The sequence below is a fragment of the Pseudomonas sp. IT-P395 genome (genome assembly GCF_949767675.1).
Lineage (GTDB): Bacteria > Pseudomonadota > Gammaproteobacteria > Pseudomonadales > Pseudomonadaceae > Aquipseudomonas.
The window spans coordinates 74,047-97,568 of sequence record NZ_CATKPW010000033.1 but is presented as its reverse complement, the minus strand read 5'-3'; the positions used below and the strand labels follow the sequence as shown (position 1 = coordinate 97,568).

Sequence of the window (23,522 nt, the reverse complement as noted above, 5' to 3'; positions counted from 1 at the left end):
CACTGTATTTCAATCAAGGAGATGAACATTGGATTATCCCAAGAGTGTGCCCAGTGTCGGCCTGGTCAATGGCCAGTTTGTCGACGAAGACCCGATCGCCGGTAAACCCGGCTCGCTGATCCCGGCGACGTGGGGCAACAGCGTCACGCAAGAGATTCTTAACGTTGTTCAGGCGGCCGGTCTGACGCCGAACGAGTCGTCGAACAATCAGTTGTTGGCGGCATTGCGCAGCCCGACATTGTTCACGACGGCGCCGCAGTTTGATGGTGGACGCTCGGCAGCAACGTCCGAGTTTGTGCAACGGGCGCTGGGCAGTTATGCCAGTACTCGCAGTATATCCACCGCCACCCAATTGACTCAGGCTGATGTCGGCTGCTCGATCGGTCTGGGCGGTAACGCGGCGTACACCGTTACGCTGCCGGATGCCGCTGCGGTGCCGAACGGCGTCACGATCAGCCTGCATTGCCGTAACAGTGCGCCCGTCACGGTGGCCAGTAAAACCGGCACGCAGATCAGTCCGCAAGGGGCTTATCTGGCGTCGATCGTCATCAATAATGGTGAGAGTGCGAACTTCGTCAGAGAGTCTGGGGTGTGGGTGGTTTATGGCACTGCTGCGTTGAAGTACTCGGCGTTTGCGGCGCAACTCAATCCAAGCACTCAATTCGGCTATCAAAAATTTCCCAGTGGGTTGATCGTGCAGTGGTTGATCGGCGCATCTGACGTCAATGCAACCATGAGTCTGTCACTGCCCATCAGATTTCCTACTGCAGTCCTCGGTGGCGTGGCCAACGAGGCTTATCCCGGCGCCTGGGTTTCCAGCACCGGGACAATCTGGGGGTTCGATACGTCCGCCTCATCCACTTCTGTAGCCGTTGCACGCGTCAGGGTGGCTGACGGAACAACTGTAAGACCGGGACCAGGCGTTTCCGGTCGAATTCTGGTTTGGGGGTATTAACGATGTCTATTTACTTTTACGCACAAACCCTGGGCTTTGATCGGGTCGACAGCGCACTTCCCGAAGTGCCTGAAGGGGCGGTGGAAATCACCGAGGCGCAATACGCCGAACTGTTTGCGGGACAAGCTGCCGGAAAAGTCATCAGCGCCAGTCACTCTGGCCAGCCTGTGTTGACCGATCCTCTCAATTCCCCGATTGCGCTGGCCAACCGTGAACGCGCATGGCGCAACCAGGTGCTTCAAAACACCCAATGGTTGGTGTTCCGCGACGCTGAAGAGCTTGAAGTGGGTGAGGGCACAACCCTGCGCGCCGAAGAGATCAAACAACTGCTCGCCTATCGGCAGGCACTGCGGGACTGGCCCAATGCTCCGGACTTCCCGGACACACGCTCGCGCCCGGTAGAACCCGATTGGCTTGAAGGCTTGTCGTCCGTCTGACCCTATGAGGACTTAATGTGGACTATCCAAAAAGCGTTCCCAGCGTCGGGCTGGTGAATGGCAAATTCGTTAACGAAGACGTCGTCGCAGGATTGCCCGGATCCCTGATCCCGGCGACCTGGGGCAACAGCGTTACCGACGAGCTGTTGAACGTCGTCAAATCCGCCGGCCTTGAGCCGAGCGAAGCCGATGCAACCCAGTTGTTGCAAGCGGTGAAAAAACTCAGTCAGGCAGGTGAAGACAAACATGCCACTGACATCGGCGCGGCCAATCTCTACATGGCCAATTATGTGCCTGCCGTCACCGCATTGAAGGACGGCTTGGCGCTGCGCTTTACTGCCGGTAATGCCAATACCGGGGCGAGTACGTTTGCACCGAACGGCTTGATGCCCAAGCCGCTGGTCAGTCTTGCAGCGAGTGCGTTGCGCCCTGCCGAGATTGTCGGCGGTAGTGTGTGTTCGGTGGTGTACAGCGCAGCACTGGATAGTTGGGTGCGGGTGTATGCGAGTGGTGGCAATGCTGCAAGTGGCCGGCTCTTGGGGATCAGGACATTTACCGCGTCCGGCATCTATGTGCCAGCAGTGGGAATGAAGAACGTATGGGTCACCATCGTCGGCGGAGGTGGTGGCAGCTCGGGAATCGGTGCGACCAACTCTACCCAGGTTTCCCTTACAGGCGGTGGCGCTTCCGGTAGCTACGCACAAGCCTGGTTATCATCTGCCGCGATCGGGCAAAGCCAAATCATTACCGTGGGGGCTGGGGGCGCGGCGGGGGTTGTCGGCACAGGCGGAGGAAGTGGCGGTACCAGTTCGCTGGGTTCATTGGTTACGGCCACCGGTGGTGGCGGGTCTCCCTGGAATTCTCCGCTCACGCTTCCTGGATTCGGCTTGTATGTAGGTGGTTTTCCCAGCCAAACCTCAAGTGGCGGCAACATTGTCAATTCGGCAGGTGCGGCCGGCAATCCAGGGATGTGCCTCACCGGATCAACACTTGCCGGGCATGGCGCAAACTCACCGCTTGGCAGTGGTGGTTATGCGAGTAGCGTCGCATTGAGTGTGGCTGCCCCCGGTTCCGGTTATGGTTCAGGCGCGGGCGGGATCGCTAACACAACCAATCAGCCGGGTAGACCGGGCGCAGCAGGCGCTCCCGGTGCCGTGATCATCTACGAGTACACCTGATGAAAACCTACGCACGCATCACCCAGAACACCGTGGTCGAACTCTTCTCCACCGACGGAAATATGGCCGAGATGTTTCATCCGGATCTGCTCTGGGTCGACATCACTGAAATCACTCCGGTACCGCAAATCGACTGGACCGCCCACTTCGGTACCCTCGGTTGGGTGTTCGACGTGCCCGAAGAACTTGCACCGGACAGCACGCTGAAAACTCTGGCAAAAAAATGGCTGACGGGCATTGGCCGCCAACCATGATTCAATCGGGGCAATATCCAGGGAGGATCAAGCATTATGCAAATAACTGAAAGCAACCTTATCGACATCATGCCGAACGCCCGCTCCCAAGCGGGCGTTTTTGTTTCTGCACTCAACAGCGCGATGGCGCGCCGTCATATCGACTCGCCCAAACGCGTCGCGGCGTTCCTCGCGCAGGTCGGGCACGAGTCCGGGCAACTGCGCTATGTGCGGGAACTTGGCAACAACCAATACCTGAGCAAATACGACACCGGCACTTTGGCTTTACGTCTGGGCAATACTCCGGAGGCCGATGGCGACGGGCAGAAGTATCGTGGTCGCGGACTGATCCAGATCACTGGTCGCAGCAACTATCGCCAGTGCAGCGTTGGCCTGTTCGGTGATGAACGTCTGTTGTCCCTGCCCGAACTGCTCGAACAGCCACAATGGGCTGCCGAGTCCGCGGCATGGTTCTGGGAGCAGAACGGCTTGAATGAACTGGCCGATCGCGATCAGTTCAACACCATCACCCGGCGAATCAACGGCGGGTTGAACGGCTTGCAGGATCGCCTGGAAATCTGGGCGCGGGCGAGGGCAGTGCTATGCCAATCCCCTGGCGAGTGATCGGCATCTTATTGCTGGCCGCTGGTGCTTTTGCTGCGGCCTGGCAGTTTCAGGGGTGGCGCTACGAACGGCAATTGGCCGAGCAGGCCCGGTTAAACGCCGAAACCCTCAATCAACTGACGCAGACCGCCGCTGCAGCGCAGCAGGCCGAGCAGGATAAACGTCTGGCGTTGGAGCAGCGGCTCGCGGCCAGTGAACAAACCCATTACCGAGCGCTGAGCGATGCCCAACGTGATCAGGATCGCCTGCGCGATCGTCTTGCCACTGCTGATGTGCGCCTGTCAGTCCTTCTCGACGCCAGCGACGCTGCCCCAGGCTGCAACGTGCCAGCCACCGCCGGCGCCGGCAACGTGGATCATGCAACCGTACGCGCCCGACTTGACCCGGCGCATGCTCAACGAATTATCGCCATCACCGACACCGGCGACCGTGGACTGATCGCCTTGCAGGCGTGTCAGGCGTATGTCAGAGCGCTCGCGCCCGAACATTTTGAATGAGTCTGTGTATTGAAAGCGCAACCGGCTCGTGTACGGTGGAGGCATTCCACACGATCCGGAGCACGCCGTGAAAGAGATCACTCAACTGGCCGCCGACCTTGGCCGACGTCTGCAACTGCTCAATGCCCACGTCACCACCGCTGAGTCCTGTACCGGTGGCGGGATCGCCGAAGCCATCACGCGGATCCCGGGCAGTTCGGCGTGGTTCGAGGCGGGCTACGTCACGTATTCCAATCGACAGAAAACCCAGCAGTTGAATGTGCCAACCGAGTTGTTCGAAACGGTGGGCGCGGTCAGTCGCGAGGTGGTTGAAGCGATGGTGCGTGGTGCGCAGGACAAAAGCCTGGCGCGATTTGCCGTGGCGGTCAGCGGGGTGGCCGGGCCGGACGGTGGTTCACCGAACAAACCGGTGGGCACTGTGTGGCTGGCCTGGGGTGTTGGCGAAACGGTCACCAGTGAGGTTCAGCACTTCCCCGGCAACCGCGATGACGTCCGCCGACAAACGGTGAAGGCCGCGCTAGAGGGGCTCCTGCGACTAGCGGCACGAGAAATCGAAAATCAGGGGTAGGCGATCCGCGAACGCTGTGGAATAATACTGGCTACTTATACAGGTGTTGGCCGTCAGGCCTTATTGATTACGTGAGGACTTTAATGGACGACAACAAGAAGAAAGCCTTGGCTGCGGCCCTGGGTCAGATCGAACGTCAATTCGGCAAGGGTGCCGTGATGCGTATGGGCGATCAAGACCGTCAGGCGATCCCGGCTATCTCGACTGGCTCTCTGGGTCTGGACATCGCGCTCGGCATTGGCGGCCTGCCAAAAGGCCGTATCGTTGAAATCTACGGTCCTGAATCCTCCGGTAAAACCACACTGACCTTGTCCGTGATCGCCCAGGCTCAAAAAGCCGGCGCGACCTGCGCATTCGTCGACGCCGAACACGCCCTCGACCCTGAGTACGCCGGCAAGCTGGGCGTCAACGTCGACGACCTGCTGGTGTCGCAGCCGGACACCGGCGAACAGGCGCTGGAAATCACCGACATGCTGGTGCGCTCCAACGCCGTTGACGTGATCATCGTCGACTCCGTGGCAGCCCTGGTACCGAAGGCTGAAATCGAAGGCGAAATGGGTGACATGCACGTGGGCCTGCAAGCCCGTCTGATGTCCCAGGCGCTGCGTAAAATCACCGGTAACATCAAGAACGCCAACTGCCTGGTGATCTTCATCAACCAGATTCGTATGAAGATCGGCGTGATGTTCGGTAGCCCGGAAACCACCACCGGTGGTAACGCGCTGAAGTTCTATGCTTCGGTCCGTCTCGACATCCGCCGTACCGGCGCGGTGAAGGAAGGCGACGAAGTGGTCGGCAGCGAAACCCGCGTCAAGGTTGTGAAGAACAAGGTCGCTTCGCCGTTCCGTCAGGCCGAGTTCCAGATTCTTTACGGCAAAGGCATCTACCTCAACGGCGAGATGATCGACTTGGGCGTGCTCCACGGTTTCGTCGAGAAGTCCGGCGCCTGGTATGCCTATGAAGGCACCAAGATCGGTCAGGGCAAGGCCAACTCGGCCAAGTTCCTGGCAGACAACCCGGAAATCGCGGCGAAGCTCGAGAAGCAACTGCGTGACAAACTGCTGACGCCTGCAGTGATCGATTCCAAGGCTTCTGCAGTCAAAGAGACTGAAGACGACCTGGCCGACGCTGATATCTGATTGCAGCGATGACCACCGCCGTACTCGATACCCTCGTCGCTGTGCGGCGAACCGCCATGGACCTGCTCGCACGCCGCGAGCACGGTCGAGTCGAGCTGACGCGCAAACTGCGTCAGCGCGGCGCTGAAGCGGAGATGATCGAAACAGCCCTCGACCGTTTGACGGAAGAGGGGCTGCTTTCCGAAGCCCGTTACCTTGAAAGCTTTGTTTCCTACCGCGCCCGCTCCGGCTATGGCCCTCTGCGGATTCGTGAGGAACTGAGCCAGCGCGGTTTGCAGCGCGCCGATATCGAACTCGCCCTGCGCGAAAGCGGTATCAGTTGGCAGGAGCAACTGCAGGAAACGTGGCAACGCAAGTTCTCCGGACATTTGCCGATTGATGCGAAAGAGCGGGCCAAGCAAGGCCGGTTTCTGGCGTATCGGGGGTTCTCGATGGAGATGATCAACCGCTTGTTCAGCGGTCGCGGCATGGACGATTAAACCGCTTCAATAAAAACGGCCCGCTATGAAAATAGCGGGCCGTTTTTTTTTGCCTTCAAATTGCCTTTGACGGCTCGCGGCTGCGTTGCGCTGTTTGCGGTTTTGAATCGGCCCAGTTTTCCGGCAGATTGATGTAATCGATCAACTCCCTCAGACGCCCGTGCGTTCGGGCATTGAAAGCGAAGGCCAGTCGTGCCAGATGGCTGAACTGTGCTTCATCGTGTTCCTCGCCGGCGTAGGCGTGTTGATGAAACTGATCACTCAGGCACAAATCGGCGAACGCTTCCTGCATGTGCGCCAGCGCCTGATCGCTGAGCTTGTGATTCATACGAATCACGAATTGGCGCTTGAGCCAGCGGCTGGAGTGGAAGTTACTGTAGAACTGGTTGATCTGTTCCACCGCTTCCTCAACGGTGTAAACCAGACGCATCAGTCTCATATCGGTCGGCAGGATGTAATGGTTTTCCTCCAGTTGCTGGCGAATGAAGTCCATTGCGCCTTGCCAGAATGTGCCGCCCGGCGCATCCAGCAGCACCACCGGCACCAATGGACTTTTCCCGGTCTGGATCAATGTCAGCACTTCCAGCGCTTCATCCAGCGTGCCGAAACCGCCCGGGCACAAGACCAGCGCGTCGGCTTCTTTGACGAAAAACAGTTTGCGCGTGAAGAAGAAGTGAAACGGCAACAGATTGCCGGTGCCGTCCACCGTAGGATTGGCATGCTGCTCGAAGGGCAGGGTGATGTTGAAGCCGAGACTGTGATCGCGGCCGGCACCTTCATGCGCGGCAGCCATGATGCCGCCCCCGGCGCCAGTGATGACCATCATCCCCGAGCGGGTCAACGCCGCGCCGAGTTCACGGGCCATCGCATACAGCGGATGCTCGACCGGCGTGCGCGCCGAACCGAATACTGTGACTTTGCGTCGGCCTTTGAACTGCTCCAGGACCCGAAACGCCTGCTCCAGTTCGCGCAGGGCTTGCAAGGTAATCTTGGCATTCCAGCGGTTATGGTCTTCCTGGGCCATGCGCAGCACGGTCAGGATCATGTCGCGGTAGATGGGGATATTCGGGCTGTTGGGTGAAACTCGGTTGAGTTGTTCTTCGACCTTACTGATGAGGTCGGGACCGCTTTCCTGAAAATGACGGCTCAAGAGGTCATTCGGTTGGTAAGGCATTCAACGTCTCCTTCTGCACAGAGCGGATGGCCCTGACGAGCGGCGTCAGTGCCGCGCTGCAAAAAACACACGATCGGCAGTTCCTTGTCTGCCGTTGAAAAATGATCGGGAATACTCTGAATCTAGACCCTTGCGCGCATTTGCGCTGACTTGATCATTGCGCCGTAAAGTTTTGGCTGGCAATCGTTTGTTGATTTTCCGCGCGTTGCTTCACCGCTCGTCCGAACGTGCACCGAATGGCAAACCCTCTGATTAACTAACGTACAGGCGCCTTACGACAGCTTTAGGTCAATAACCGTACGCAAGGTGCACGCGATTCAAGGATTTGCGGGTGGCAAGGAGGCGGGACACATGGCCAGAGTGATTCTGGAGATCGATACGCAGTTGTATCGGATGTTGAAGGCATCAGCCGAGACCAATCAACTCAGTCTCGAAGAGGAGTGCTGCCGGCGGTTGGCGGGTGGCGAGCGTCGTTCGCACTATTTACAGGCTTTGCTGGCTGAACTGCGCGCCGAGGATGAACAGCGGCGCGCCAATTCGCGATAGTTACTTCTTCTTCGCCGGGGCGGCTTTCGGGCAATCCGATTCCTGATAGCTGGCGGAGCCGATCGCTTTGTTGGTTTTCACTTCCGTGAAGTCGTAACGCATGATCGCACCCTTGGCCATCAGCTTGCGGTACGACGGGTTGTTGCATACCGAGGCGCCCAACTGGAAATACACGGCTTTAGGGTCAGCGCGCATTTTGTCGGCGTGGCTCTTCTGTACGCTCAGGTGGTTGATCAACTGAGTGCCTTCAACGGTGTAGCCCTGATCAAGAATGTCTTCATTGATTGCCCGAGGCGTGCCGACGCTGCTCTGGGCGGCGACGTTGCGCAGCTCTCGGTTCAGATTCTGCTCACTCAGGGATGCAGCCTGAGCGGTGAAGGACGACGCCAGCAGAATGGCAGCGGTAGGAACGATAAGGCGCAGCATGAAACTCTCCTGATTCAGTGACTGGTGGTTCGACCAGCCCTGTGGCTGTGCGTTCAGTGGCGCCGGATTATAGGGGAGCCGGTCGGGACGGTACAGGTTTGCACTCGCCGCTCTGGTAAACTGCCCGCCTTTATAGCCTTGCCGAGTGCTGTGCGTGTCGAGTTTTCCTGCCGTAAGGCGTTGCCCGTGACCCATCATGCCCCCAACGCCGTAGCCCGCTTGCGCGATCAGCGCGAGGACGAGGGCATCAAGCCGATTCAGGCCCGTGGCTTTCGCTCCGAGCGTTGCCGCGACTGCCGGGTGATCATCAGCCATTGTTTGTGCGCCTGGCGTCCGAGTGTCGAAACCCGATCGGGCGTGTGCCTGATCATGACCGGCAAGGAAGTGTTCAAACCGAGCAACACCGGTTGGCTGATTGCCGACGTGGTGCGCGATAACCATGCGTTTATCTGGTCGCGTACCGAGCCTGATCCGCAGATGCTGGCGCTGCTCAATGATCCGCAATGGCAACCGTATCTGGTGTTTCCCGGCGAATACGTCGAGCCGTCGCGAGTGACCAATACTGTCGCGATCGATAGCAGCAAGCGCCCGTTGTTCATTCTGCTGGATGCGACCTGGACCGAAGCGCGGAAGATTTTCCGCAAGAGCCCGTATTTTGATCGCTTGCCGATTCTCAGTCTGCTGCCCGACAAACTCTCGCGTTACCGCTTGCGCCGTTCGACCCGCAGTGAGCACCTGTGCACCGCCGAAGTCGCGGCATTGTGCCTGGAACTGGCTGGTGACAGCGACGCCACCTCTGCGCTGGACGCCTATTTTGACGTGTTCAGCCAGCATTATCTGGGCGCCAAACAGCAACTGGACATGAATGAGTCAACGCCGGCTCACGCCGAGTTGTTGCCCTATATACGAAAGCCGCAGCCGGAGTTGGCCCAATAGTGGCCCATACTGTACAAGCCAGCGGCCGTGCTGCTTGACCACCCCGTCTTCGCTGGGCATGCTTGGCGCCGATTGGGGTGCGGCCAAGGTTTGAAACGCCGTGTTTGCTGTTGATTGGCGTTGAACGTGCCCCTGTAGATACCGCTTTCAAGCGGCATCTTGAGTTGCTTTGGCCAGACCGGAATGCACCGGGTCTGCCATCAAAAACAGGATCATTTGAAAAATGGCCACATACGACATCCTGATTGCCGATGACCACCCACTGTTTCGTAGCGCCCTGCATCAAGCGGTGACGCTGGGCCTTGGCCCGGACGTCCGGCTGGTAGAAGTGGCGAGCATCGCCGAGCTGGAATCTCGCCTGACCGAAAAGGCTGACTGGGATCTGGTCCTGCTGGACCTGAACATGCCAGGCGCTTTCGGGTTTTCCGGTTTGGTCATGCTGCGCGGGCAGTACCCGCAGATTCCGGTGGTGATGGTTTCGGCGCAGGAAGAAGCTTCGGTGATGGTCAAATCCCGTGAGTTCGGCGCCAGTGGTTTTATCCCCAAGTCCAGCGACCTCAGCGTGATTCAGGAGGCCGTGCGCAAAGTGCTCGATGGCGATGTTTTCTGGCCGCCGCAGGCGTTCGAGGCAGTCGCCGTTTCCGATGAAGCCAAAGCCGCCAGCGATGGTCTCGCCAGCCTGACCCCGCAGCAGTTCCGCGTCTTGACCATGGTCTGCGAAGGCCTGCTGAACAAGCAGATTGCCTATGAGCTGAGTGTGTCGGAAGCGACCATCAAGGCCCACGTCACGGCGATCTTTCGCAAGCTGAATGTGCGCACTCGTACGCAAGCGGCTTTACTGCTGCAACAACTTGAGTCAATTCCGAGCCAATAAAGGCTGGCGTCTTCACGCTTTTTTGACTTTTGTTGCTCTAGCTTTCCCACTCCTTTTTGGTTGGTTTCTACTTTATGTCACCTTTCAAGGGCCAGACCGGCCTGAAACGCATTCTCAACGCCTCCGGTTACTCGCTGGACGGGCTGCGCGCAGCCTTCACCGGTGAAGCAGCCTTTCGCCAATTGGTACTGCTCAATGTGGTGCTGATTCCGCTGACGTTCTTCCTCAATGTCAGCCGCGTTGAGCAGGCACTGTTGATTGCCGTGTGCCTGCTGGCGCTGATCGTCGAGTTGCTGAATTCGGCGGTGGAAGCGGCCATCGACCGCATTTCGCTGGAGCTGCACCCGCTGTCGAAGAACGCCAAGGACATGGGCAGCGCCGCACAATTCGTCGCACTGAGCATGATTGCGCTGGTGTGGGCAGTGATTCTGCTTTAAGCGATTGTCGGCAAAACGATCTCGTCGCTGCGCTGCACCCCGGCGGTGAAAGCGCGGCACAGCTCGAGAAATTCGCGCATGGCCGAAGTCTGGTACTTCTGCTTGTGCCAGATGAAGTAAAACTGTCGGGCCAGATCCAGGTCCGGCGTCTCCACCGGCACCAAGCTGCCGCGTCGGAACGCGTCACGCAGCGCCAGCCGCGAGATGCAGCCAATCCCCAGTCCTGATTCCACCGCGCGTTTGATCGCTTCGGTGTGTTCCAGCTCCAGACGAATATTCAGCGCACTGCGATGGTGACGCATGGCCTGATCGAAGGTCAGCCGCGTGCCGGAACCCTGTTCGCGCAGAATCCATGCCTCGTGCGTCAGCTCCTCCATGGTCGCCGTACCGCGTTGGGCCAGTGGATGCTGCGGCGCGCAGAACACCACCAGCTCATCTTCAACCCAGCTCTGCACTTCGATATCCGGGTGGCTGCAATCGCCTTCGATTAGACCCAGATCAATTTCGTAATGGGCGACTTGCTGCACGATATTGGCAGTGTTCTGCACGTGCAGCTTCACCTGACTTTCCGGGTGGCGTTGCATGAAACTGCCGATCAGCAGCGTCGCCAGGTAATTGCCGATGGTCAGCGTTGCGCCCACCGACAGCGAGCCGAAACCGGATTTGCCGTTGAGCAGGTCTTCGATTTCCTTGGCCTGATCGAGCAGCGCCACCGCTTGTGGCAACAGCTGTTTGCCGAGGGCGTTGAGGCTCAGCCGTTTGCCGGCGCGGTCGAACAGCTGGCAGCTGGATTGGCGCTCGAGCTCGGTGATCGAGGTGCTCGCGGCCGACTGCGAGAGGTTGAGCAGACCCGCAGCACGGGATACGCTTTCCTGCTGGGCGACGGCGACGAAGACTTGCAGTTGACGGAGAGTAAATCGCATATCGATATAACCGATAACCCTTATCTTAATAATCCAGTTAACAGATATTGTCGTCGCTATTAGAATGCGATGCAATTGCGCACCGTCGCCTTCAAAAGCCAGCGCAGACCCAATCTCCAGGAGTCAAACGTACATGAGCAACATGAACCACGAGCGTGTCCTCAGTGTTCATCACTGGAACGACACTCTGTTCAGCTTCAAGTGCACCCGCGATCCGGGTCTGCGCTTCGAGAACGGTCAGTTCGTGATGATCGGCCTGCAACAGCCCAACGGCCGCCCGCTTATGCGCGCTTACTCGATCGCCAGTCCGAACTGGGAAGAGCATCTGGAGTTCTTCAGCATCAAGGTGCAGGACGGCCCGCTGACTTCGCAACTGCAGCACTTGAAGGAAGGCGACGAGATCATCATCTCGAAGAAGCCTACCGGCACCCTGGTGCTGGATGACCTGAACCCGGGCAAGCACCTGTATCTGCTGAGCACCGGCACTGGCCTGGCGCCGTTCATGAGCGTCATTCAGGACCCGGAAACCTACGAGCGCTTTGAAAAAGTGATCCTGGTCCACGGCGTGCGTTACGTCAACGAAGTCGCCTACCGCGAATTCATCACCGAGCACCTGCCACAGAACGAGTTCTTCGGCGAAGCGCTGCGTGACAAGCTGATCTACTACCCGACCGTGACCCGCGAGCCTTTCGAGAATCAGGGCCGTCTGACCGACCTGATGCGCAGCGGCAAGCTGTTCAGCGACATCGGCCTGCCTCCGATCAACCCGCAGGACGACCGCGCGATGATCTGCGGCAGCCCGAGCATGCTCGACGAGACCAGCGAAGTGCTCGACAGCTTCGGCCTGAAGATCTCGGCGCGGATGCGCGAGCCGGGTGATTACCTGATCGAGCGTGCGTTCGTCGAGAAGTAATCCCCACTGAAAAAGCCCCCATTGCCTTTGCAGGCAATGGGGGCTTTTTTATGCCCGAACATTTCCCTGTAGTAGCTGCCGCAGGCTGCGATCTTTTGATCTTGCTTTTGAAGAGCAAAATCAAAAGATCGCAGCCTGCGGCAGCTCCTACATTGGGCGCGGTTTCAGACCATGGCGGGAATGACTTCGAGCACGCGGATCTGCTCCGGTGTCGAGTAATGCCAGCGCACGTCCAGATCCCAGAACTGTGCGCCATATTCACGCTCAGGCACCGGGGTTTGATAGGCCGGGCGCGGATCCTGCGCCAGGCACTGTTCAATCAGTTCAACCAAGGGTTCGCCAAGGCGCTGAGCGTGTGTGTGCGCCTGTTTCAGTGCTGAGTCCGTCCACTGCACGTCAATCAGCTGCGGTGCTGCACTGGCGATGCTGTTGGAAGCTTCGGGAATGATGTCGGCGTAAGGCACGTAGGGTTTGATGTCGAGAATCGGCGTGCCGTCGAGCAAGTCGATCCCGGAGATGAACAGCCGATGGGCTTCGACCTTGTCCAGTTTCACCACTGACTGACCGATGCCGTTCGGCCGGTGAGTCGCGCGGGTGGCGAACACGCCCATGGACTTGTTGCCGCCCAAGCGTGGAGGGCGGACTTTCAGGCGCGGTTTGTCTTCCAGTGCCTGATGAAACAGGAACAACAGCCACACATGGCTGACCTGTTCCAGACCTTGCACGGCGTCACCCTGATCGAACGGCGCCACCAGTTCCAGCACGCCACGGGCGGCGGGGGCCAGTTGTGGCTGGCGCGGGATGGCGAATTTCTCCTTGAAGCAGGAGCGCACGAAGCCGATGGGGGAGACGCTGTAAGTCATGGTTTGCATTCGAAGCGGGGCAGGGTGGGCATGATAACCCGGCGAGCTTCAAGTCTGGTGGTGGTCGGGCCGCCATCGCTGGCAAGCCGGCTCCCACAGGGTTCTCGAGTGGCTACATAATCCAAGTACACCACAAAAACCTGTGGGAGCTGGCTTGCCAGCGAAGCCGCACCGCCGATCTCAGAGACTGAACCCGCCATCCAGCGGAATAATATTCCCGGTCATATAAGCCCCAGCCGTACTCGCCAGACTGATCGCCAGCGCCGCCATCTCTTCCTCCCGCCCCCAACGCTTCATCGGAATCAAAGCCGTATCCTCAGCCAGCGCCTTCTCATCATTACCAATATGCTGAGTCATCTTGCTCGGAAACCGCCCCGGTGCGATCACATTGACGTTGATGTGCTGGCTCACCAGCTCCCGCGCCAGAATCCGCGACAATTGATGCAGGGCGGCTTTACTCGGCCCGTAGGCATACGCCTGCTCACCAAACGAAGAAATCCCCGCCACCGAACCAATGTTGATAATCCGCGCCGGATTCGCCGCTGAGCCAGCCTTGCGCAACAGCGGCAGAAATTGCTGGATGCAACTGAACACCGACGTCACGTTGAGCTGCATGACCTTCTCCCAGCCCTTGACCGGATAGCTCTCCAGCGGCGCGCCCCAAGTAGTGCCGGCGTTGTTCACCAGAATATCCAGATGCGTGATCTGCTCACCCAGGCGCGCGGCCAGCTCCTGTACGCCTTCTTCCGTCGCCAGATTCGCGGCGATGCCATGACATTTGCCCAGGACACTGAGTTCTTCAGCCGTTTGATGGCAGGCTTCGGCATCGCGCGAGCAGACATAGACGCGGGCACCAGCCTCGACAAAGGCCTTGGCGATCATCTTGCCGATACCACGTGTGCCGCCGGTCACCAGAGCGGTGCGGCCTTGCAGGGAGAAATACGGGTGCATGGCGAGTCCTGAGGATTAGGGATCAGTACACCCTAGTCGTCAGCCGCACGAAGCGGAGCCATTATTTCTGGAGGGAATGAACAATCATGCGTTGCGGCGGCGACCATCAGTCGCCACCGCAGAAGGGGATCAGGCCGGGCGAACGCGCAGGGTCAGACCCTTGAGGAAGTTGCGCAGCAACTGGTCGCCGCACGGGCGATAGTTGGTGTGGCCAACCTTGCGGAACAGTGCGCTCAGCTCAGGCTTGGACACCGGGAACTCGGCAGCCTTGAGAATCGCGTGCATGTCGTCTTCTTTCAATTCGAAGGCCACGCGCAGTTTTTTCAGAATGATGTTGTTGGTCACCGGCACTTCGATCGGCTGCGGCGGACGGCTTTCGTCCTTGCCACGCTTGAAGATCACCAGACCGTCGAGGAAGTGCGCGATGACTTCGTCCGGGCAGCGCACGAAACCTTCTTCGTCTTCTTCTTTCTTGTCGAGCCAGGTCACCACGTCGGCGAGCGCGACTTCCATGCCGCCGAGTTTGATGATCTCGACAACCTTCTTGTCGCTGATGTCGAGCATGTAGCGCACGCTGCGCAATACGTCGTTATGAATCATGTGAGTCATCCTGATAAGCGTTGTGGGCAGCACGCGGGCGCGCTACCGGAATGTGTGGCGGCAGTGGAAGTCTTAGAACTTCTCTTTGCCGGACAGGTAGCGCCATTGGCCGACCGGGACTTTGCCGATCGAGACACCGCCGATACGGATGCGGCGGATGCCGATGACCTTCAGGCCGACCGCTTCGCAGAACTGGGCGATGATGCCGGGCTGCGGATTTTTCATGGCGAAACGCAGACGGTTTTCGTTCTGCCAGCTGGCCTTGACCGGCGGCAGCTCCTTGCCCTTGTGGGTCAGGCCGTGCTGCAAACGGTTGAGGCCGTGAGCGACCATGTCACCTTCGACCTCGACCACGTATTCCTGCTCGATCTTGGCGGCGTCGGCGGTGAGCTTGCGGAGGATTTTCCAGTCCTGAGTGAACACCAGCAGGCCGCTGGCCTTGGCTTGCAAGTCGGCGCTGGCGGTCAGGCGCAGGAAGTGCCCGCGCAACGGGCGCTTGCTGAAACGGTGCTCTTCGCTGAGGGTTTCGGCGCTGAGCGACTGCATGGCAGTCTCGACGTCCATACCGGCCGGCGCGTTGAGCAGGATGGTCACCGGCTCCGGTGCGGTGGCCTTGGCGTCCTTGTCGAGCTCGACCTTCTGGTCGCCGACCTTGAATTGCGGCTCGTCAATCACTTCGCCGTCCACGGTGACCCAGCCGCCCTCAATGAACAGCTCGGCCTCCCGGCGGGAGCAACCGACCAGTTCAATGAGGCGTTTGGAGAGGCGAATCGGGTCAGTCATGACAGGGCCGTAACAAAAAAGGGGTGGGCATTGTACCTGTGTGGCGCCGGTTAAGTCCGGTTCCATTTTCACGGTGTCCGTATTCCCTGTGGGAGCTGGCTTGCCAGCGATGGCATCACCTCGGTGCATCTGTCAGACCGAGGCGTCTGCATCGCTGGCAAGCCAGCTCCCACAGGGGGCCATGGTGTGTCAGCCGTTACTGGAGCGCTGCTGGTTCTGACGCAACCGCATATGCAGCAACGGATACGGCTGGCCCATGCCATCCACCTCCGAGCGGCCGATCACTTCAAAACCCTGCTTGAAGTAAAACCCCAGTGCCTGCGGATTCTGTTCGTTGACGTCGAGTTCATCAGCATTCAGGTGCTGCATCGCGTAGTTGAGCAGTTTCTTGCCCAAGCCCTGACCGCGATGATCGGGGTCGATGAACAGCATTTCGATCTTGCCCGCCGCAACACCGGCAAACCCGGTGATGCGCTGATTGGCGTCTTTGGTGCAGATCAGCATCACCGCATCCAGATAACGGGTGAGCACCAGGTTGCGCAGCAGCTCGATATAGCTGTCCGGGAGAAAATCATGGGTCGCGCGGACCGAGGCCTCCCAGACCTGGGTCAGTTCCTGGTAATCGCTGAGTTTCGGTGTGTGGATGACCGAATGGTGACGCATGCCCGTCTGCCTCTTGTCCGTTTCAAGGGAGTCCGTCCCCCGCTAAACGATAGCCGTAAAAAAGCCCCGCATCTCGTAAAAAGAGCGGGGCTTTCCGTATTTATTGCGGTGTCTGGCTGGCTATTTCTGTCGCCAGCAAGATCTCTCCCCCTCACCCCAACCCTCTCCCCCAGAGGGGGCGAGGGGGAAGGGAGCTGATCTTCGTGCTGTTCAGAAGCTGAGTTCGACTCGATATTTCAAGTCGCCGTCATTCTGAAGAGCACCTCGATCAGTCCCCTCTCCCCCAGAGGGGGCGAGGGGGAAGGGAGCTGAACTTCGTGCTTTTCAAACCTGAGTTCGACCGGATAGCTCAGGTCGATGTACCTCGAAAGAACAACACGGTCAGCTCCCTCTCCCTCTGGGAGAGGGGTGGGGTGAGGGGCTTTTGATCTTCAGGTCAGATCTGCTCAGCCCACAGGTCATACTCGTCAGCGTCAGTAACCTTGCACCAGACCTTGTCACCCGGCTTCAGATTGCTGCCGTTATCAATAAACACGTTGCCATCGATTTCCGGGGCATCGAAGAAGCAGCGGCCAACCGCGCCTTGTTCATCAACTTCGTCCACCAGCACTTCGATTTCACGGCCGATACGCATTTGCAGGCGTGCCGAGCTGATCGCTTGCTGGTGCGCCATGAAGCGATCCCAACGATCCTGCTTGACGTCGTCCGGTACGATCTCCAGATCCAGATCATTCGCCGGAGCGCCATCCACCGGCGAGTACTGGAAGCAACCGACGCGGTCGAGCTGGGCTTCGGTCAGCCAGTTCAACAGGTACTGGAAGTCTTCTTCGGTTTCGCCCGGGAAGCCGACGATGAAAGTCGAACGGATGATCAGGTCCGGGCAGATTTCGCGCCAGTTCTTGATCCGCGCCAAGGTCTTGTCTTCGAAGGCCGGGCGTTTCATCGACTTCAACACTTTCGGGCTGGCGTGCTGGAACGGGATGTCCAGGTACGGCAGGATCTTGCCGGCGGCCATCAGCGGGATCAGCTCGTCAACGTGCGGGTACGGGTAAACGTAGTGCAGACGCACCCAGACGCCGAGGGTGCTCAGCGCTTCGCAGAGTTCGGTCATGCGGGTTTTCACCGGCGCGCCGTTCCAGAAACCGGTGCGGTATTTCACGTCAACGCCGTAGGCACTGGTGTCTTGCGAGATCACCAACAGCTCTTTGACGCCGGATTTGACCAGACGCTGAGCTTCGTCGAGCACATCACCGACCGGACGGCTGACCAGTTTGCCGCGCATCGACGGGATGATGCAGAACGAGCAGCTGTGGTTGCAGCCTTCGGAAATCTTCAGGTAGGCGTAGTGGCGCGGGGTCAGCTTGATGCCTTGCGGCGGCACCAGGTCGATCAGCGGGTTGTGATCCTGACGCGGCGGCACGACTTCGTGCACGGCGTTGACCACTTGCTCGTATTGCTGCGGACCGGTCACGGCCAGCACGCTCGGGTGCACGTTGCGGATGTTGCCTTCTTCCACGCCCATGCAACCGGTGACGATCACCTTGCCGTTTTCCTTGATCGCTTCGCCGATCACTTCCAGCGACTCAGCCTTGGCCGAATCGATGAAACCGCAGGTGTTGACGACTACAACGTCGGCGTCCTGATAGGTGGACACCACGTCATAACCTTCCATGCGCAACTGGGTCAGGATGCGCTCGGAGTCGACCAGTGCTTTCGGGCAACCCAGAGATACAAAGCCAACCTTTGGATTGGCCGGCGCAGGAGTGGTGGACATGTCTAACCTCGGTATTTTGTGACATCGCTTTCTTGGTGCGAAAGCCGACGGACGGGCGCTTAGGGCGCGCCTCTGATCAAAAAGTGCGCAATTCTAGCGGCGGGCAACGCACTTGACCAGCTTTATGCAGGGAAATACGACGAGTGCTGCGCTATGCTTCGCGCCGTTGAGCTTTACCAATTTTTTACAGTCAACAAAACGTCTGTAACAACAGGTAAAACAGCGCATGCTGCACCACAAAGCATAGTGCTTCATTCAAGAAGCCGGTTCTGAGAAGTAGGAGTGTTGGATGGGTCAGGCAAGTAGTCATGCGGCAGGCGCCGAGGGTTCGGCCTCCAAGCCGCTGAGCATGCTGGTCGCGGCGGTCGGGGTGGTTTACGGCGACATCGGCACGAGCCCGCTGTACACCCTCAAAGAAGTGTTTTCCGGCGCTTACGGCGTATCGGTCAATCACGATGGCGTGCTGGGTATTCTGTCGTTGATCTTCTGGTCGCTGATCTGGGTCGTGTCGATCAAATACATGATGTTCGTGCTGCGCGCCGACAACCAGGGCGAGGGCGGCATCATGGCGCTCACCGCACTGGCACGGCGGGCGGCGGGGCATCGCAAGAAGCTGCGCTCGTTGCTGGTGGTGTGCGGACTGATCGGCGCGGCGCTGTTTTATGGCGACAGCATGATCACCCCGGCGATTTCCGTACTGTCGGCGATTGAAGGTCTGGGGCTGGCGTTTGATGGTATCGACCATTGGGTCGTGCCGTTGTCGCTGGTGGTGCTGGTGGCGCTGTTTCTGATTCAGAAACACGGTACGGCGCGGATCGGCATTCTGTTCGGGCCGATCATGGTCACCTGGTTCCTCGTCCTCGGCGCCCTCGGTGTGTATGGCATCAGCCACGCGCCAGAAGTGTTACATGCGATGAACCCGATCTGGGCGGTGAATTTCTTCGTCGTTCATCCGGGCATGGGCGTAGCGATTCTCGGTGCCGTAGTGCTGGCGCTGACCGGTGCCGAAGCGCTGTACGCCGACATGGGCCACTTTGGCCGCAAGCCGATTGCCCGCGCGTGGTTCATCCTGGTGTTGCCGGCGCTGGTGCTCAACTACTTCGGGCAGGGCGCTTTGTTGCTGGAAAACCCGGAAGCGGCGCGTAACCCGTTCTATCTGCTGGCGCCGAGCTGGGCGCTGATTCCACTGGTCGGTCTGTCGACGCTGGCCACGGTGATTGCCTCGCAAGCGGTGATTTCCGGTGCATTTTCCCTGACCCGTCAGGCGATCCAGCTCGGTTACATCCCGCGCATGTACATCCAGCACACTTCCAGCGACGAGCAAGGCCAGATCTATATCGGCGCGGTGAACTGGGCGCTGATGGTCGGCGTGGTCCTGTTGGTGCTCGGTTTCGAATCCTCTGGCGCACTGGCCTCGGCCTATGGCGTGGCGGTGACGGGCACTATGCTGATGACCACCATTCTGGTGTCGGCAGTGATGCTGCTGCTGTGGAAATGGCCGCCGATCCTCGCGGTGCCGGTGCTGATCGGCTTCCTGCTGGTGGATGGTCTGTACTTCGCCGCCAACGTGCCGAAGATCGTTCAGGGCGGTGCCTTCCCGGTGATCGCCGGTATCGCGCTGTTTGTGCTGATGACCACCTGGAAACGCGGTAAGCAGTTGCTCGTCGATCGCCTCGACGAAGGCGCACTGCCGCTGCCGATCTTCATCAGCAGCATCCGCGTGCAACCACCGCATCGCGTGCAGGGCACCGCTGTGTTCCTCACCGCGCGCTCCGACGCCGTGCCGCACGCGCTGTTGCACAACCTGCTGCATAACCAGGTGTTGCATGAGCAAGTGGTGTTGCTGACGGTGGTCTACGAAGACATCCCGCGTGTACCGCCATCGCGACGCTTCGAAGTCGAGGCCCACGGCGAAGGCTTCTTCCGGGTGATCCTGCACTTCGGCTTCACCGACGAGCCGGATGTGCCGCAGGCGCTGAAGCTGTGTCATCTGGATGATCTGGACTTCAGCCCGATGCGCACCACGTACTTCCTCAGCCGCGAAACGGTGATTGCCTCGAAACTTGAGGGCATGGCGCGTTGGCGTGAGGCGCTGTTTGCGTTCATGTTGAAGAATGCCAACGGCAACTTGCGCTTCTTCAATCTGCCGTTGAACCGGGTGATTGAACTCGGCACGCAGGTAGAAATGTAAGCCTCGCTTCAACTGAAAAGCCCCCGTCTGCCTTGTGGCTGGCGGGGGCTTTTTGTGTCCGCTGATAAACCTCAAATCCACCACAAATCCCCTGTGGGAGCTGGCTTGCCAGCAATGAGGCTGGCACATTCAGAATCAATGTCGACTGAATCACCGCCATCGCTGGCAAGCCAGCTCCCACAAGGTTATGAGGTGGGTTCAGCCAGTTCGGTTTCGGATTCAGTCTTCGTCCGCGCAGGTCGTGGCATCAACGCCTGAATCACATCATCAATCAAGGCTTTGCCCATCACCGTCAGGTAATGCGCGGCCCAGGCATGGCGATCGGTGTCTCTGATGAAGGCAGCGTCTTCTGCGAAGGATTTGGCGAGGGACAGCAGGTCGGAGGATTGGGACAAGGCATCGATGATCGGGATGCCGGCGCGGACGTTGAAGTACGCTTGATCCGAGTGGTAGAGGAAAGGGGTGAAGCCGATGGTTGTAAGGTCTGAAGGCGTTGACGGTATTTCTTTGCTCATTGTTTTGCTCCCTAAAACGAGGAGCTGCCGCATTCGTTACCACACGAATGGGTGGCAGCTGTACGCAGGGTGGTAAACCGGGAGAGCAAAGAAACCGGCAGACCCGAAGGTCTCCCACGTACAGCTGCCATGACAGTAAATTACAGGCGTAAAAGAACGCCTGATGTCGTGATGGAGGCACTGTTGCACTTTGCCTAACCGGGTTACCACACCCGATCGCTGAATGGGTCAGCGACATCCGGAGAGTATCCCGTCGAAAAACAGCGCAATAGAGCGGCAAAGCGCCCCAACACGAGTTTCGGAGTTTGCCTACAAGGTCTGTGGGCGTCATCCGATATTGCGAGACTGGAAGTAAACGATACTAAACGTCACGCACGAACCGACGTGTGCAAAGCATTCAGGTACGTATGACGGCATCAGCGGAACAAGAATTACAGGATGAACCAAAGGACCTTCGGATCGAAAAGAAGGCCAGTGAACGACTGCTCATCTTTGATTTGGCCCACGCAATCAGCCATGACGATATGCGGGCAAGGTATGCAGCGATTAGTGATCGACCCAAGGGCTTGACGACCCGGCCTCGGCAGTGAGACAAGTGTCCACGTTTTATGGAATGTGGACACTTGAGGTTTTGAACTAAATGAAGAGTCAAGATATTTTGCTTTTGTTCAAAATGGCCAGTCTCCATGCTCAGGAAGAGAATCTCTTGGGGGAGATGGAGGCCGAGTCGAATTCGGACAGGGTCGAAGAGCTGCTCAGGCCTTATGTCGTCAGTCGAATGACCGCTGGGGCGAGTGCGGAGAAGCCATTGGTCACCTATTCCACTGATGGGGAAGACACACTCTTCCAGCGCCGCGAATTCGATTCGCCTTTCGCTGATGGGCCAGGCTGGGAGGGATGGGCGGAACCAGCATCTGATCCACCGCTGACAAGTTGGAGCGACCGCTACTCTCTGCGTGCGCTGTCCGCCTCTCTCGGGCTGAGCAAAAGCGAAGTCTCAAATGCTCTCGCCCGGTGCCGGGAATCTGGATTGCTCATTCATGACTACGATACCGGGCTTGCCAAAGTGCACCGCCGGGAACTGCTGAAAATTACCGAGCACGCGCTGAAGTACTTCTTCCCGGTCAAGCCTGGCGCGATGGTTCGTGGCATACCCACAGGCTTTGCGGCACCCGCGCTGTCCAAAAGCATCAAGAGTGCGGGTGGTTTGATTCCGGTCTGGCCGGATGCGCATGGAACCGAGCGAGGCCAAGCGATAGAGCCGCTTTACAAAACAGTGCCGGAAGCGGTGAAAAAAGACCGGATCCTTTACCACTATCTGGCGCTCGCTGATGCAATCCGTCTGGGTGGTCCGCGTGAGTGTGGTGTGGCAATCAGTATTCTGAAGGCAGGGATGGGGCTTAAATAACATGTCGTCAAACGCGGATCACAACTACGAACTTATTGAGTTCGTGGCTGAAGGCTTGGGCGAGGCGTTTCTCGCCGAAGTTGCTTTTGTTGGCGGTTGCACAACCGCCATGCTGGTTACAGATACAGCAGTGCTGGACGACATTCGTTTCACTGATGACGTTGATCTAGTGATCGAGTTGGCCGGTATCAGCGCCTGGAACCAACTCACTGAACGGCTGGCTGCCAAGGGATTCAAGATCACCGGTGAGGACGAGGTCAATTGTCGTTTTCGCTTCAATGACGTTGTTGTGGATGTCATGCCTTCCGACCCTGCAGTGCTCGGCTATGCCAACCGCTGGTTCGTCGAGGGGCTGGCGAGGGCGGATAAATTCACCCTACCCAGCGGCACTGTCATCCAGATATTCCAGCCCACATATTTTCTCGCGACGAAACTGGAAGCTTTCGCCGGTCGGGGAAATGGTGATCCTTATCACAAGGATGTCGAGGACATGATCATCTTGATCGATGGTCGGCCTGAGCTGTTGGAGGAGGTGGGCCAGGCTGACAGCGACCTTAAGGCGTTCGTCACAGATGGAATCCACAAACTGATGGCGCTCGACGGGGTTGGCTATGTGATCGAAAGTTCAGGCTCGGTGCAGGCGAATCCAGGCAGAGGGCAGATTATTCACCGGCGTTTGAAAGCGCTGGCCAGCGCATGAGATACCACTCCCGATCAATCACTGGGCAAGCCAGCAGGGCAAATAATGACTATGCCGGAGCTACCTGTGAAGGTGACAGTGGGTTTTTTGTTGTCGCGGATGGCACTTCCAGGCGCGGCAGTGGACAGCTGGCTGAAAGCTTCGTAAGCGGCATGTTGGCGGCTCATTCCACACAGATGGAGCAGGGGGGCTATCCTGCAGACCCCGCAGCTGTTGAGCGTCTATTGGGTTCAATACTGTCGGATTTTCATGCGTCGTTGCCTGCTGATCAGGCGGGAGCCATCTGTTACCTGATTGGCTTGGTAGCTCATGGCCGACTCGCCGTTGCGTACGAAGGTGACTGTTCATGCGGGATTGTGCCGCTGGCGGGAGCCATCGAGTGGATTACGCCACCTCACTGCAAGGCCAATTGGCGGCGCGACCGTTCGCACTGTGAATTGGCACAAGACCCGGCGCGAAATTCGGTAACACGATGCTTGAAGATCAATCGGGTCCCGAGCCCTGACTTTGTTTGTTGTGCACTGGACGCTGTTGAGCGCTTGGTGTTTGTCACTGATGGCTTTTGGGCGGACTTGACGCAAGTGCAGCAAAGCAGTTTGTTGGCGGCGCGGGATAGCGACTTTAGCGTTGGCGACGATGATGTCACGTGGATAGATGTCCAGCTTGGCCAGCGAGACTGACGGGTTGTCTGAATCCAGCCCAATACCCCTGTGGGAGCGAGCCTGCTCGCGAAGA

The 23,522-nt window shown here is 58.6% G+C and carries 27 protein-coding genes; 17 read left to right on the top strand and 10 right to left on the bottom strand.

All coding sequences use genetic code 11. The annotated features are described in order from the left end of the window. Window positions 1-28: 28 nt before the first annotated feature. The 9 genes from ACM6IN_RS19140 (at window position 29) to recX (ending at window position 6,110) form a co-directional block, all read left to right on the top strand. Window positions 29-955, top strand: a complete 927-nt coding sequence (locus ACM6IN_RS19140) for a phage tail protein (protein WP_414916533.1) — start codon at window positions 29-31, stop codon at window positions 953-955. A 2-nt stretch (window positions 956-957) separates the two neighbouring features. Beyond that, entirely contained in the window at window positions 958-1,392 is a 435-nt protein-coding gene (locus ACM6IN_RS19135; RefSeq protein WP_034154925.1) for a phage tail assembly chaperone, read from the top strand. Between the two features lie 17 nt (window positions 1,393-1,409). Beyond that, a complete protein-coding gene (locus ACM6IN_RS19130) occupies window positions 1,410-2,570 on the top strand; it encodes a hypothetical protein (protein WP_414916532.1) in 1,161 nt (386 codons plus the stop codon). Continuing rightward, window positions 2,570-2,824 (top strand): hypothetical protein, encoded by a 255-nt coding sequence (locus ACM6IN_RS19125; RefSeq protein WP_108225240.1) that lies wholly within the window; start codon window positions 2,570-2,572, stop codon window positions 2,822-2,824. The genes ACM6IN_RS19130 and ACM6IN_RS19125 overlap by 1 nt, the downstream gene beginning before the upstream one ends. 36 nt (window positions 2,825-2,860) lie before the next feature. After that, window positions 2,861-3,427: a glycoside hydrolase family 19 protein gene (locus ACM6IN_RS19120; protein WP_007908750.1), complete on the top strand. Its 567-nt coding sequence runs from the start codon at window positions 2,861-2,863 to the stop codon at window positions 3,425-3,427. Beyond that, complete coding sequence (locus ACM6IN_RS19115) at window positions 3,406-3,924, top strand: lysis system i-spanin subunit Rz (RefSeq protein ID WP_007908749.1); 519 nt, start codon at window positions 3,406-3,408, stop codon at window positions 3,922-3,924. The genes ACM6IN_RS19120 and ACM6IN_RS19115 overlap by 22 nt, the downstream gene beginning before the upstream one ends. Before the next feature lie 67 nt (window positions 3,925-3,991). Then, the gene (locus tag ACM6IN_RS19110) at window positions 3,992-4,492 is read left to right on the top strand and encodes a CinA family protein (RefSeq protein WP_137217552.1); all 501 of its coding nucleotides are present in this window, start codon (window positions 3,992-3,994) and stop codon (window positions 4,490-4,492) included. 83 nt (window positions 4,493-4,575) lie between these two features. Then, window positions 4,576-5,631, top strand: coding sequence for a recombinase RecA (recA, locus tag ACM6IN_RS19105; RefSeq protein WP_007908746.1), 1,056 nt, complete (start codon window positions 4,576-4,578; stop codon window positions 5,629-5,631). Window positions 5,632-5,639: 8 nt separating this feature from the next. Continuing rightward, complete coding sequence (recX, locus tag ACM6IN_RS19100) at window positions 5,640-6,110, top strand: recombination regulator RecX (protein ID WP_007908744.1); 471 nt, start codon at window positions 5,640-5,642, stop codon at window positions 6,108-6,110. 55 nt (window positions 6,111-6,165) lie between these two features. Here recX and ACM6IN_RS19095 read toward each other — a convergent pair whose 3' ends face one another. Further along, window positions 6,166-7,284 carry a TIGR00730 family Rossman fold protein gene (locus ACM6IN_RS19095; protein WP_123374624.1) on the bottom strand — a complete coding sequence of 373 codons (1,119 nt, stop codon included), beginning with the start codon at window positions 7,282-7,284 and terminating at the stop codon, window positions 6,166-6,168. 351 nt (window positions 7,285-7,635) lie between these two features. On the opposite strand from ACM6IN_RS19095, the gene ACM6IN_RS19090 reads away from it, so the two are divergent. Then, window positions 7,636-7,830 (top strand): hypothetical protein, encoded by a 195-nt coding sequence (locus ACM6IN_RS19090; RefSeq protein ID WP_007908740.1) that lies wholly within the window; start codon window positions 7,636-7,638, stop codon window positions 7,828-7,830. On the opposite strand, the gene ACM6IN_RS19085 is transcribed toward ACM6IN_RS19090, so the two are convergent. After that, entirely contained in the window at window positions 7,831-8,256 is a 426-nt protein-coding gene (locus ACM6IN_RS19085) for a PA3611 family quorum-sensing-regulated virulence factor (RefSeq protein ID WP_007908738.1), read from the bottom strand. Window positions 8,257-8,442: 186 nt separating this feature from the next. On the opposite strand from ACM6IN_RS19085, the gene ACM6IN_RS19080 reads away from it, so the two are divergent. The 3 genes from ACM6IN_RS19080 (at window position 8,443) to ACM6IN_RS19070 (ending at window position 10,503) form a co-directional block, all read left to right on the top strand. Beyond that, window positions 8,443-9,192: a tRNA-uridine aminocarboxypropyltransferase gene (locus ACM6IN_RS19080; RefSeq protein ID WP_414916531.1), complete on the top strand. Its 750-nt coding sequence runs from the start codon at window positions 8,443-8,445 to the stop codon at window positions 9,190-9,192. A 223-nt stretch (window positions 9,193-9,415) separates the two neighbouring features. Next, window positions 9,416-10,066 (top strand): response regulator transcription factor ErdR, encoded by a 651-nt coding sequence (gene erdR / locus ACM6IN_RS19075; protein WP_007908734.1) that lies wholly within the window; start codon window positions 9,416-9,418, stop codon window positions 10,064-10,066. A gap of 74 nt (window positions 10,067-10,140) precedes the next feature. After that, window positions 10,141-10,503 (top strand): diacylglycerol kinase, encoded by a 363-nt coding sequence (locus ACM6IN_RS19070; RefSeq protein WP_003222276.1) that lies wholly within the window; start codon window positions 10,141-10,143, stop codon window positions 10,501-10,503. Here the strand turns inward: ACM6IN_RS19070 and ACM6IN_RS19065 are convergent. Further along, the gene (locus ACM6IN_RS19065) at window positions 10,500-11,426 is read right to left on the bottom strand and encodes a LysR family transcriptional regulator (RefSeq protein WP_007908725.1); all 927 of its coding nucleotides are present in this window, start codon (window positions 11,424-11,426) and stop codon (window positions 10,500-10,502) included. The two genes, ACM6IN_RS19070 and ACM6IN_RS19065, sit on opposite strands and share 4 nt — an antisense overlap. Window positions 11,427-11,559: 133 nt before the next feature. On the opposite strand from ACM6IN_RS19065, the gene fpr reads away from it, so the two are divergent. Continuing rightward, entirely contained in the window at window positions 11,560-12,339 is a 780-nt protein-coding gene (fpr, locus tag ACM6IN_RS19060) for a ferredoxin-NADP reductase (protein ID WP_007908723.1), read from the top strand. Between the two features lie 164 nt (window positions 12,340-12,503). On the opposite strand, the gene tsaA is transcribed toward fpr, so the two are convergent. From tsaA to rimO, 6 genes are all read right to left on the bottom strand, one after another. Further along, on the bottom strand, window positions 12,504-13,211 hold the full coding sequence (gene tsaA / locus ACM6IN_RS19055) for a tRNA (N6-threonylcarbamoyladenosine(37)-N6)-methyltransferase TrmO (protein WP_414916530.1): 708 nt from the start codon (window positions 13,209-13,211) through the stop codon (window positions 12,504-12,506). A 171-nt stretch (window positions 13,212-13,382) separates the two neighbouring features. After that, the gene (locus ACM6IN_RS19050; RefSeq protein ID WP_123374626.1) at window positions 13,383-14,153 is read right to left on the bottom strand and encodes an SDR family oxidoreductase; all 771 of its coding nucleotides are present in this window, start codon (window positions 14,151-14,153) and stop codon (window positions 13,383-13,385) included. Window positions 14,154-14,282: 129 nt separating this feature from the next. Further along, window positions 14,283-14,753 (bottom strand): DUF1456 family protein, encoded by a 471-nt coding sequence (locus ACM6IN_RS19045; RefSeq protein ID WP_007908719.1) that lies wholly within the window; start codon window positions 14,751-14,753, stop codon window positions 14,283-14,285. A 72-nt stretch (window positions 14,754-14,825) separates the two neighbouring features. Beyond that, window positions 14,826-15,536: an rRNA pseudouridine synthase gene (locus ACM6IN_RS19040; protein ID WP_042704893.1), complete on the bottom strand. Its 711-nt coding sequence runs from the start codon at window positions 15,534-15,536 to the stop codon at window positions 14,826-14,828. A 189-nt stretch (window positions 15,537-15,725) separates the two neighbouring features. Then, window positions 15,726-16,199 (bottom strand): GNAT family N-acetyltransferase, encoded by a 474-nt coding sequence (locus tag ACM6IN_RS19035; protein WP_007908717.1) that lies wholly within the window; start codon window positions 16,197-16,199, stop codon window positions 15,726-15,728. A 436-nt stretch (window positions 16,200-16,635) separates the two neighbouring features. Further along, window positions 16,636-17,973, bottom strand: coding sequence for a 30S ribosomal protein S12 methylthiotransferase RimO (gene rimO / locus ACM6IN_RS19030; RefSeq protein ID WP_095188906.1), 1,338 nt, complete (start codon window positions 17,971-17,973; stop codon window positions 16,636-16,638). 349 nt (window positions 17,974-18,322) lie between these two features. On the opposite strand from rimO, the gene ACM6IN_RS19025 reads away from it, so the two are divergent. After that, on the top strand, window positions 18,323-20,164 hold the full coding sequence (locus ACM6IN_RS19025; protein WP_371857960.1) for a potassium transporter Kup: 1,842 nt from the start codon (window positions 18,323-18,325) through the stop codon (window positions 20,162-20,164). A 185-nt stretch (window positions 20,165-20,349) separates the two neighbouring features. Here ACM6IN_RS19025 and ACM6IN_RS19020 read toward each other — a convergent pair whose 3' ends face one another. Next, window positions 20,350-20,679 carry a DUF3077 domain-containing protein gene (locus tag ACM6IN_RS19020; RefSeq protein WP_414916529.1) on the bottom strand — a complete coding sequence of 110 codons (330 nt, stop codon included), beginning with the start codon at window positions 20,677-20,679 and terminating at the stop codon, window positions 20,350-20,352. A 640-nt stretch (window positions 20,680-21,319) separates the two neighbouring features. Here ACM6IN_RS19020 and ACM6IN_RS19015 point away from each other — a divergent pair. Continuing rightward, window positions 21,320-22,087 (top strand): MarR family transcriptional regulator, encoded by a 768-nt coding sequence (locus ACM6IN_RS19015; protein ID WP_414916528.1) that lies wholly within the window; start codon window positions 21,320-21,322, stop codon window positions 22,085-22,087. A gap of 1 nt (window position 22,088) precedes the next feature. After that, window positions 22,089-22,787: a hypothetical protein gene (locus ACM6IN_RS19010; RefSeq protein WP_007918643.1), complete on the top strand. Its 699-nt coding sequence runs from the start codon at window positions 22,089-22,091 to the stop codon at window positions 22,785-22,787. Window positions 22,788-23,522: the final 735 nt, after the last annotated feature.

What these genes read in the sequence shown, in the direction of transcription:
- ACM6IN_RS19135 (WP_034154925.1), top strand. Translation starts at nt 958, where the DNA reads ATGTCTATTTACTTTTACGCACAAACCCTGGGCTTTGATCGGGTCGAC.
- ACM6IN_RS19125 (WP_108225240.1), top strand. Translation starts at nt 2,570, where the DNA reads ATGAAAACCTACGCACGCATCACCCAGAACACCGTGGTCGAACTCTTC.
- ACM6IN_RS19120 (WP_007908750.1), top strand. Translation starts at nt 2,861, where the DNA reads ATGCAAATAACTGAAAGCAACCTTATCGACATCATGCCGAACGCCCGC.
- ACM6IN_RS19115 (WP_007908749.1), top strand. Translation starts at nt 3,406, where the DNA reads ATGCCAATCCCCTGGCGAGTGATCGGCATCTTATTGCTGGCCGCTGGT.
- recA (WP_007908746.1), top strand. Translation starts at nt 4,576, where the DNA reads ATGGACGACAACAAGAAGAAAGCCTTGGCTGCGGCCCTGGGTCAGATC.
- recX (WP_007908744.1), top strand. Translation starts at nt 5,640, where the DNA reads ATGACCACCGCCGTACTCGATACCCTCGTCGCTGTGCGGCGAACCGCC.
- ACM6IN_RS19095 (WP_123374624.1), bottom strand. Translation starts at nt 7,284, where the DNA reads ATGCCTTACCAACCGAATGACCTCTTGAGCCGTCATTTTCAGGAAAGC.
- ACM6IN_RS19090 (WP_007908740.1), top strand. Translation starts at nt 7,636, where the DNA reads ATGGCCAGAGTGATTCTGGAGATCGATACGCAGTTGTATCGGATGTTG.
- ACM6IN_RS19085 (WP_007908738.1), bottom strand. Translation starts at nt 8,256, where the DNA reads ATGCTGCGCCTTATCGTTCCTACCGCTGCCATTCTGCTGGCGTCGTCC.
- erdR (WP_007908734.1), top strand. Translation starts at nt 9,416, where the DNA reads ATGGCCACATACGACATCCTGATTGCCGATGACCACCCACTGTTTCGT.
- ACM6IN_RS19070 (WP_003222276.1), top strand. Translation starts at nt 10,141, where the DNA reads ATGTCACCTTTCAAGGGCCAGACCGGCCTGAAACGCATTCTCAACGCC.
- ACM6IN_RS19065 (WP_007908725.1), bottom strand. Translation starts at nt 11,426, where the DNA reads ATGCGATTTACTCTCCGTCAACTGCAAGTCTTCGTCGCCGTCGCCCAG.
- fpr (WP_007908723.1), top strand. Translation starts at nt 11,560, where the DNA reads ATGAGCAACATGAACCACGAGCGTGTCCTCAGTGTTCATCACTGGAAC.
- tsaA (WP_414916530.1), bottom strand. Translation starts at nt 13,211, where the DNA reads ATGCAAACCATGACTTACAGCGTCTCCCCCATCGGCTTCGTGCGCTCC.
- ACM6IN_RS19050 (WP_123374626.1), bottom strand. Translation starts at nt 14,153, where the DNA reads ATGCACCCGTATTTCTCCCTGCAAGGCCGCACCGCTCTGGTGACCGGC.
- ACM6IN_RS19045 (WP_007908719.1), bottom strand. Translation starts at nt 14,753, where the DNA reads ATGATTCATAACGACGTATTGCGCAGCGTGCGCTACATGCTCGACATC.
- ACM6IN_RS19040 (WP_042704893.1), bottom strand. Translation starts at nt 15,536, where the DNA reads ATGACTGACCCGATTCGCCTCTCCAAACGCCTCATTGAACTGGTCGGT.
- ACM6IN_RS19035 (WP_007908717.1), bottom strand. Translation starts at nt 16,199, where the DNA reads ATGCGTCACCATTCGGTCATCCACACACCGAAACTCAGCGATTACCAG.
- rimO (WP_095188906.1), bottom strand. Translation starts at nt 17,973, where the DNA reads ATGTCCACCACTCCTGCGCCGGCCAATCCAAAGGTTGGCTTTGTATCT.
- ACM6IN_RS19025 (WP_371857960.1), top strand. Translation starts at nt 18,323, where the DNA reads ATGCTGGTCGCGGCGGTCGGGGTGGTTTACGGCGACATCGGCACGAGC.
- ACM6IN_RS19020 (WP_414916529.1), bottom strand. Translation starts at nt 20,679, where the DNA reads ATGAGCAAAGAAATACCGTCAACGCCTTCAGACCTTACAACCATCGGC.
- ACM6IN_RS19015 (WP_414916528.1), top strand. Translation starts at nt 21,320, where the DNA reads ATGAAGAGTCAAGATATTTTGCTTTTGTTCAAAATGGCCAGTCTCCAT.
- ACM6IN_RS19010 (WP_007918643.1), top strand. Translation starts at nt 22,089, where the DNA reads ATGTCGTCAAACGCGGATCACAACTACGAACTTATTGAGTTCGTGGCT.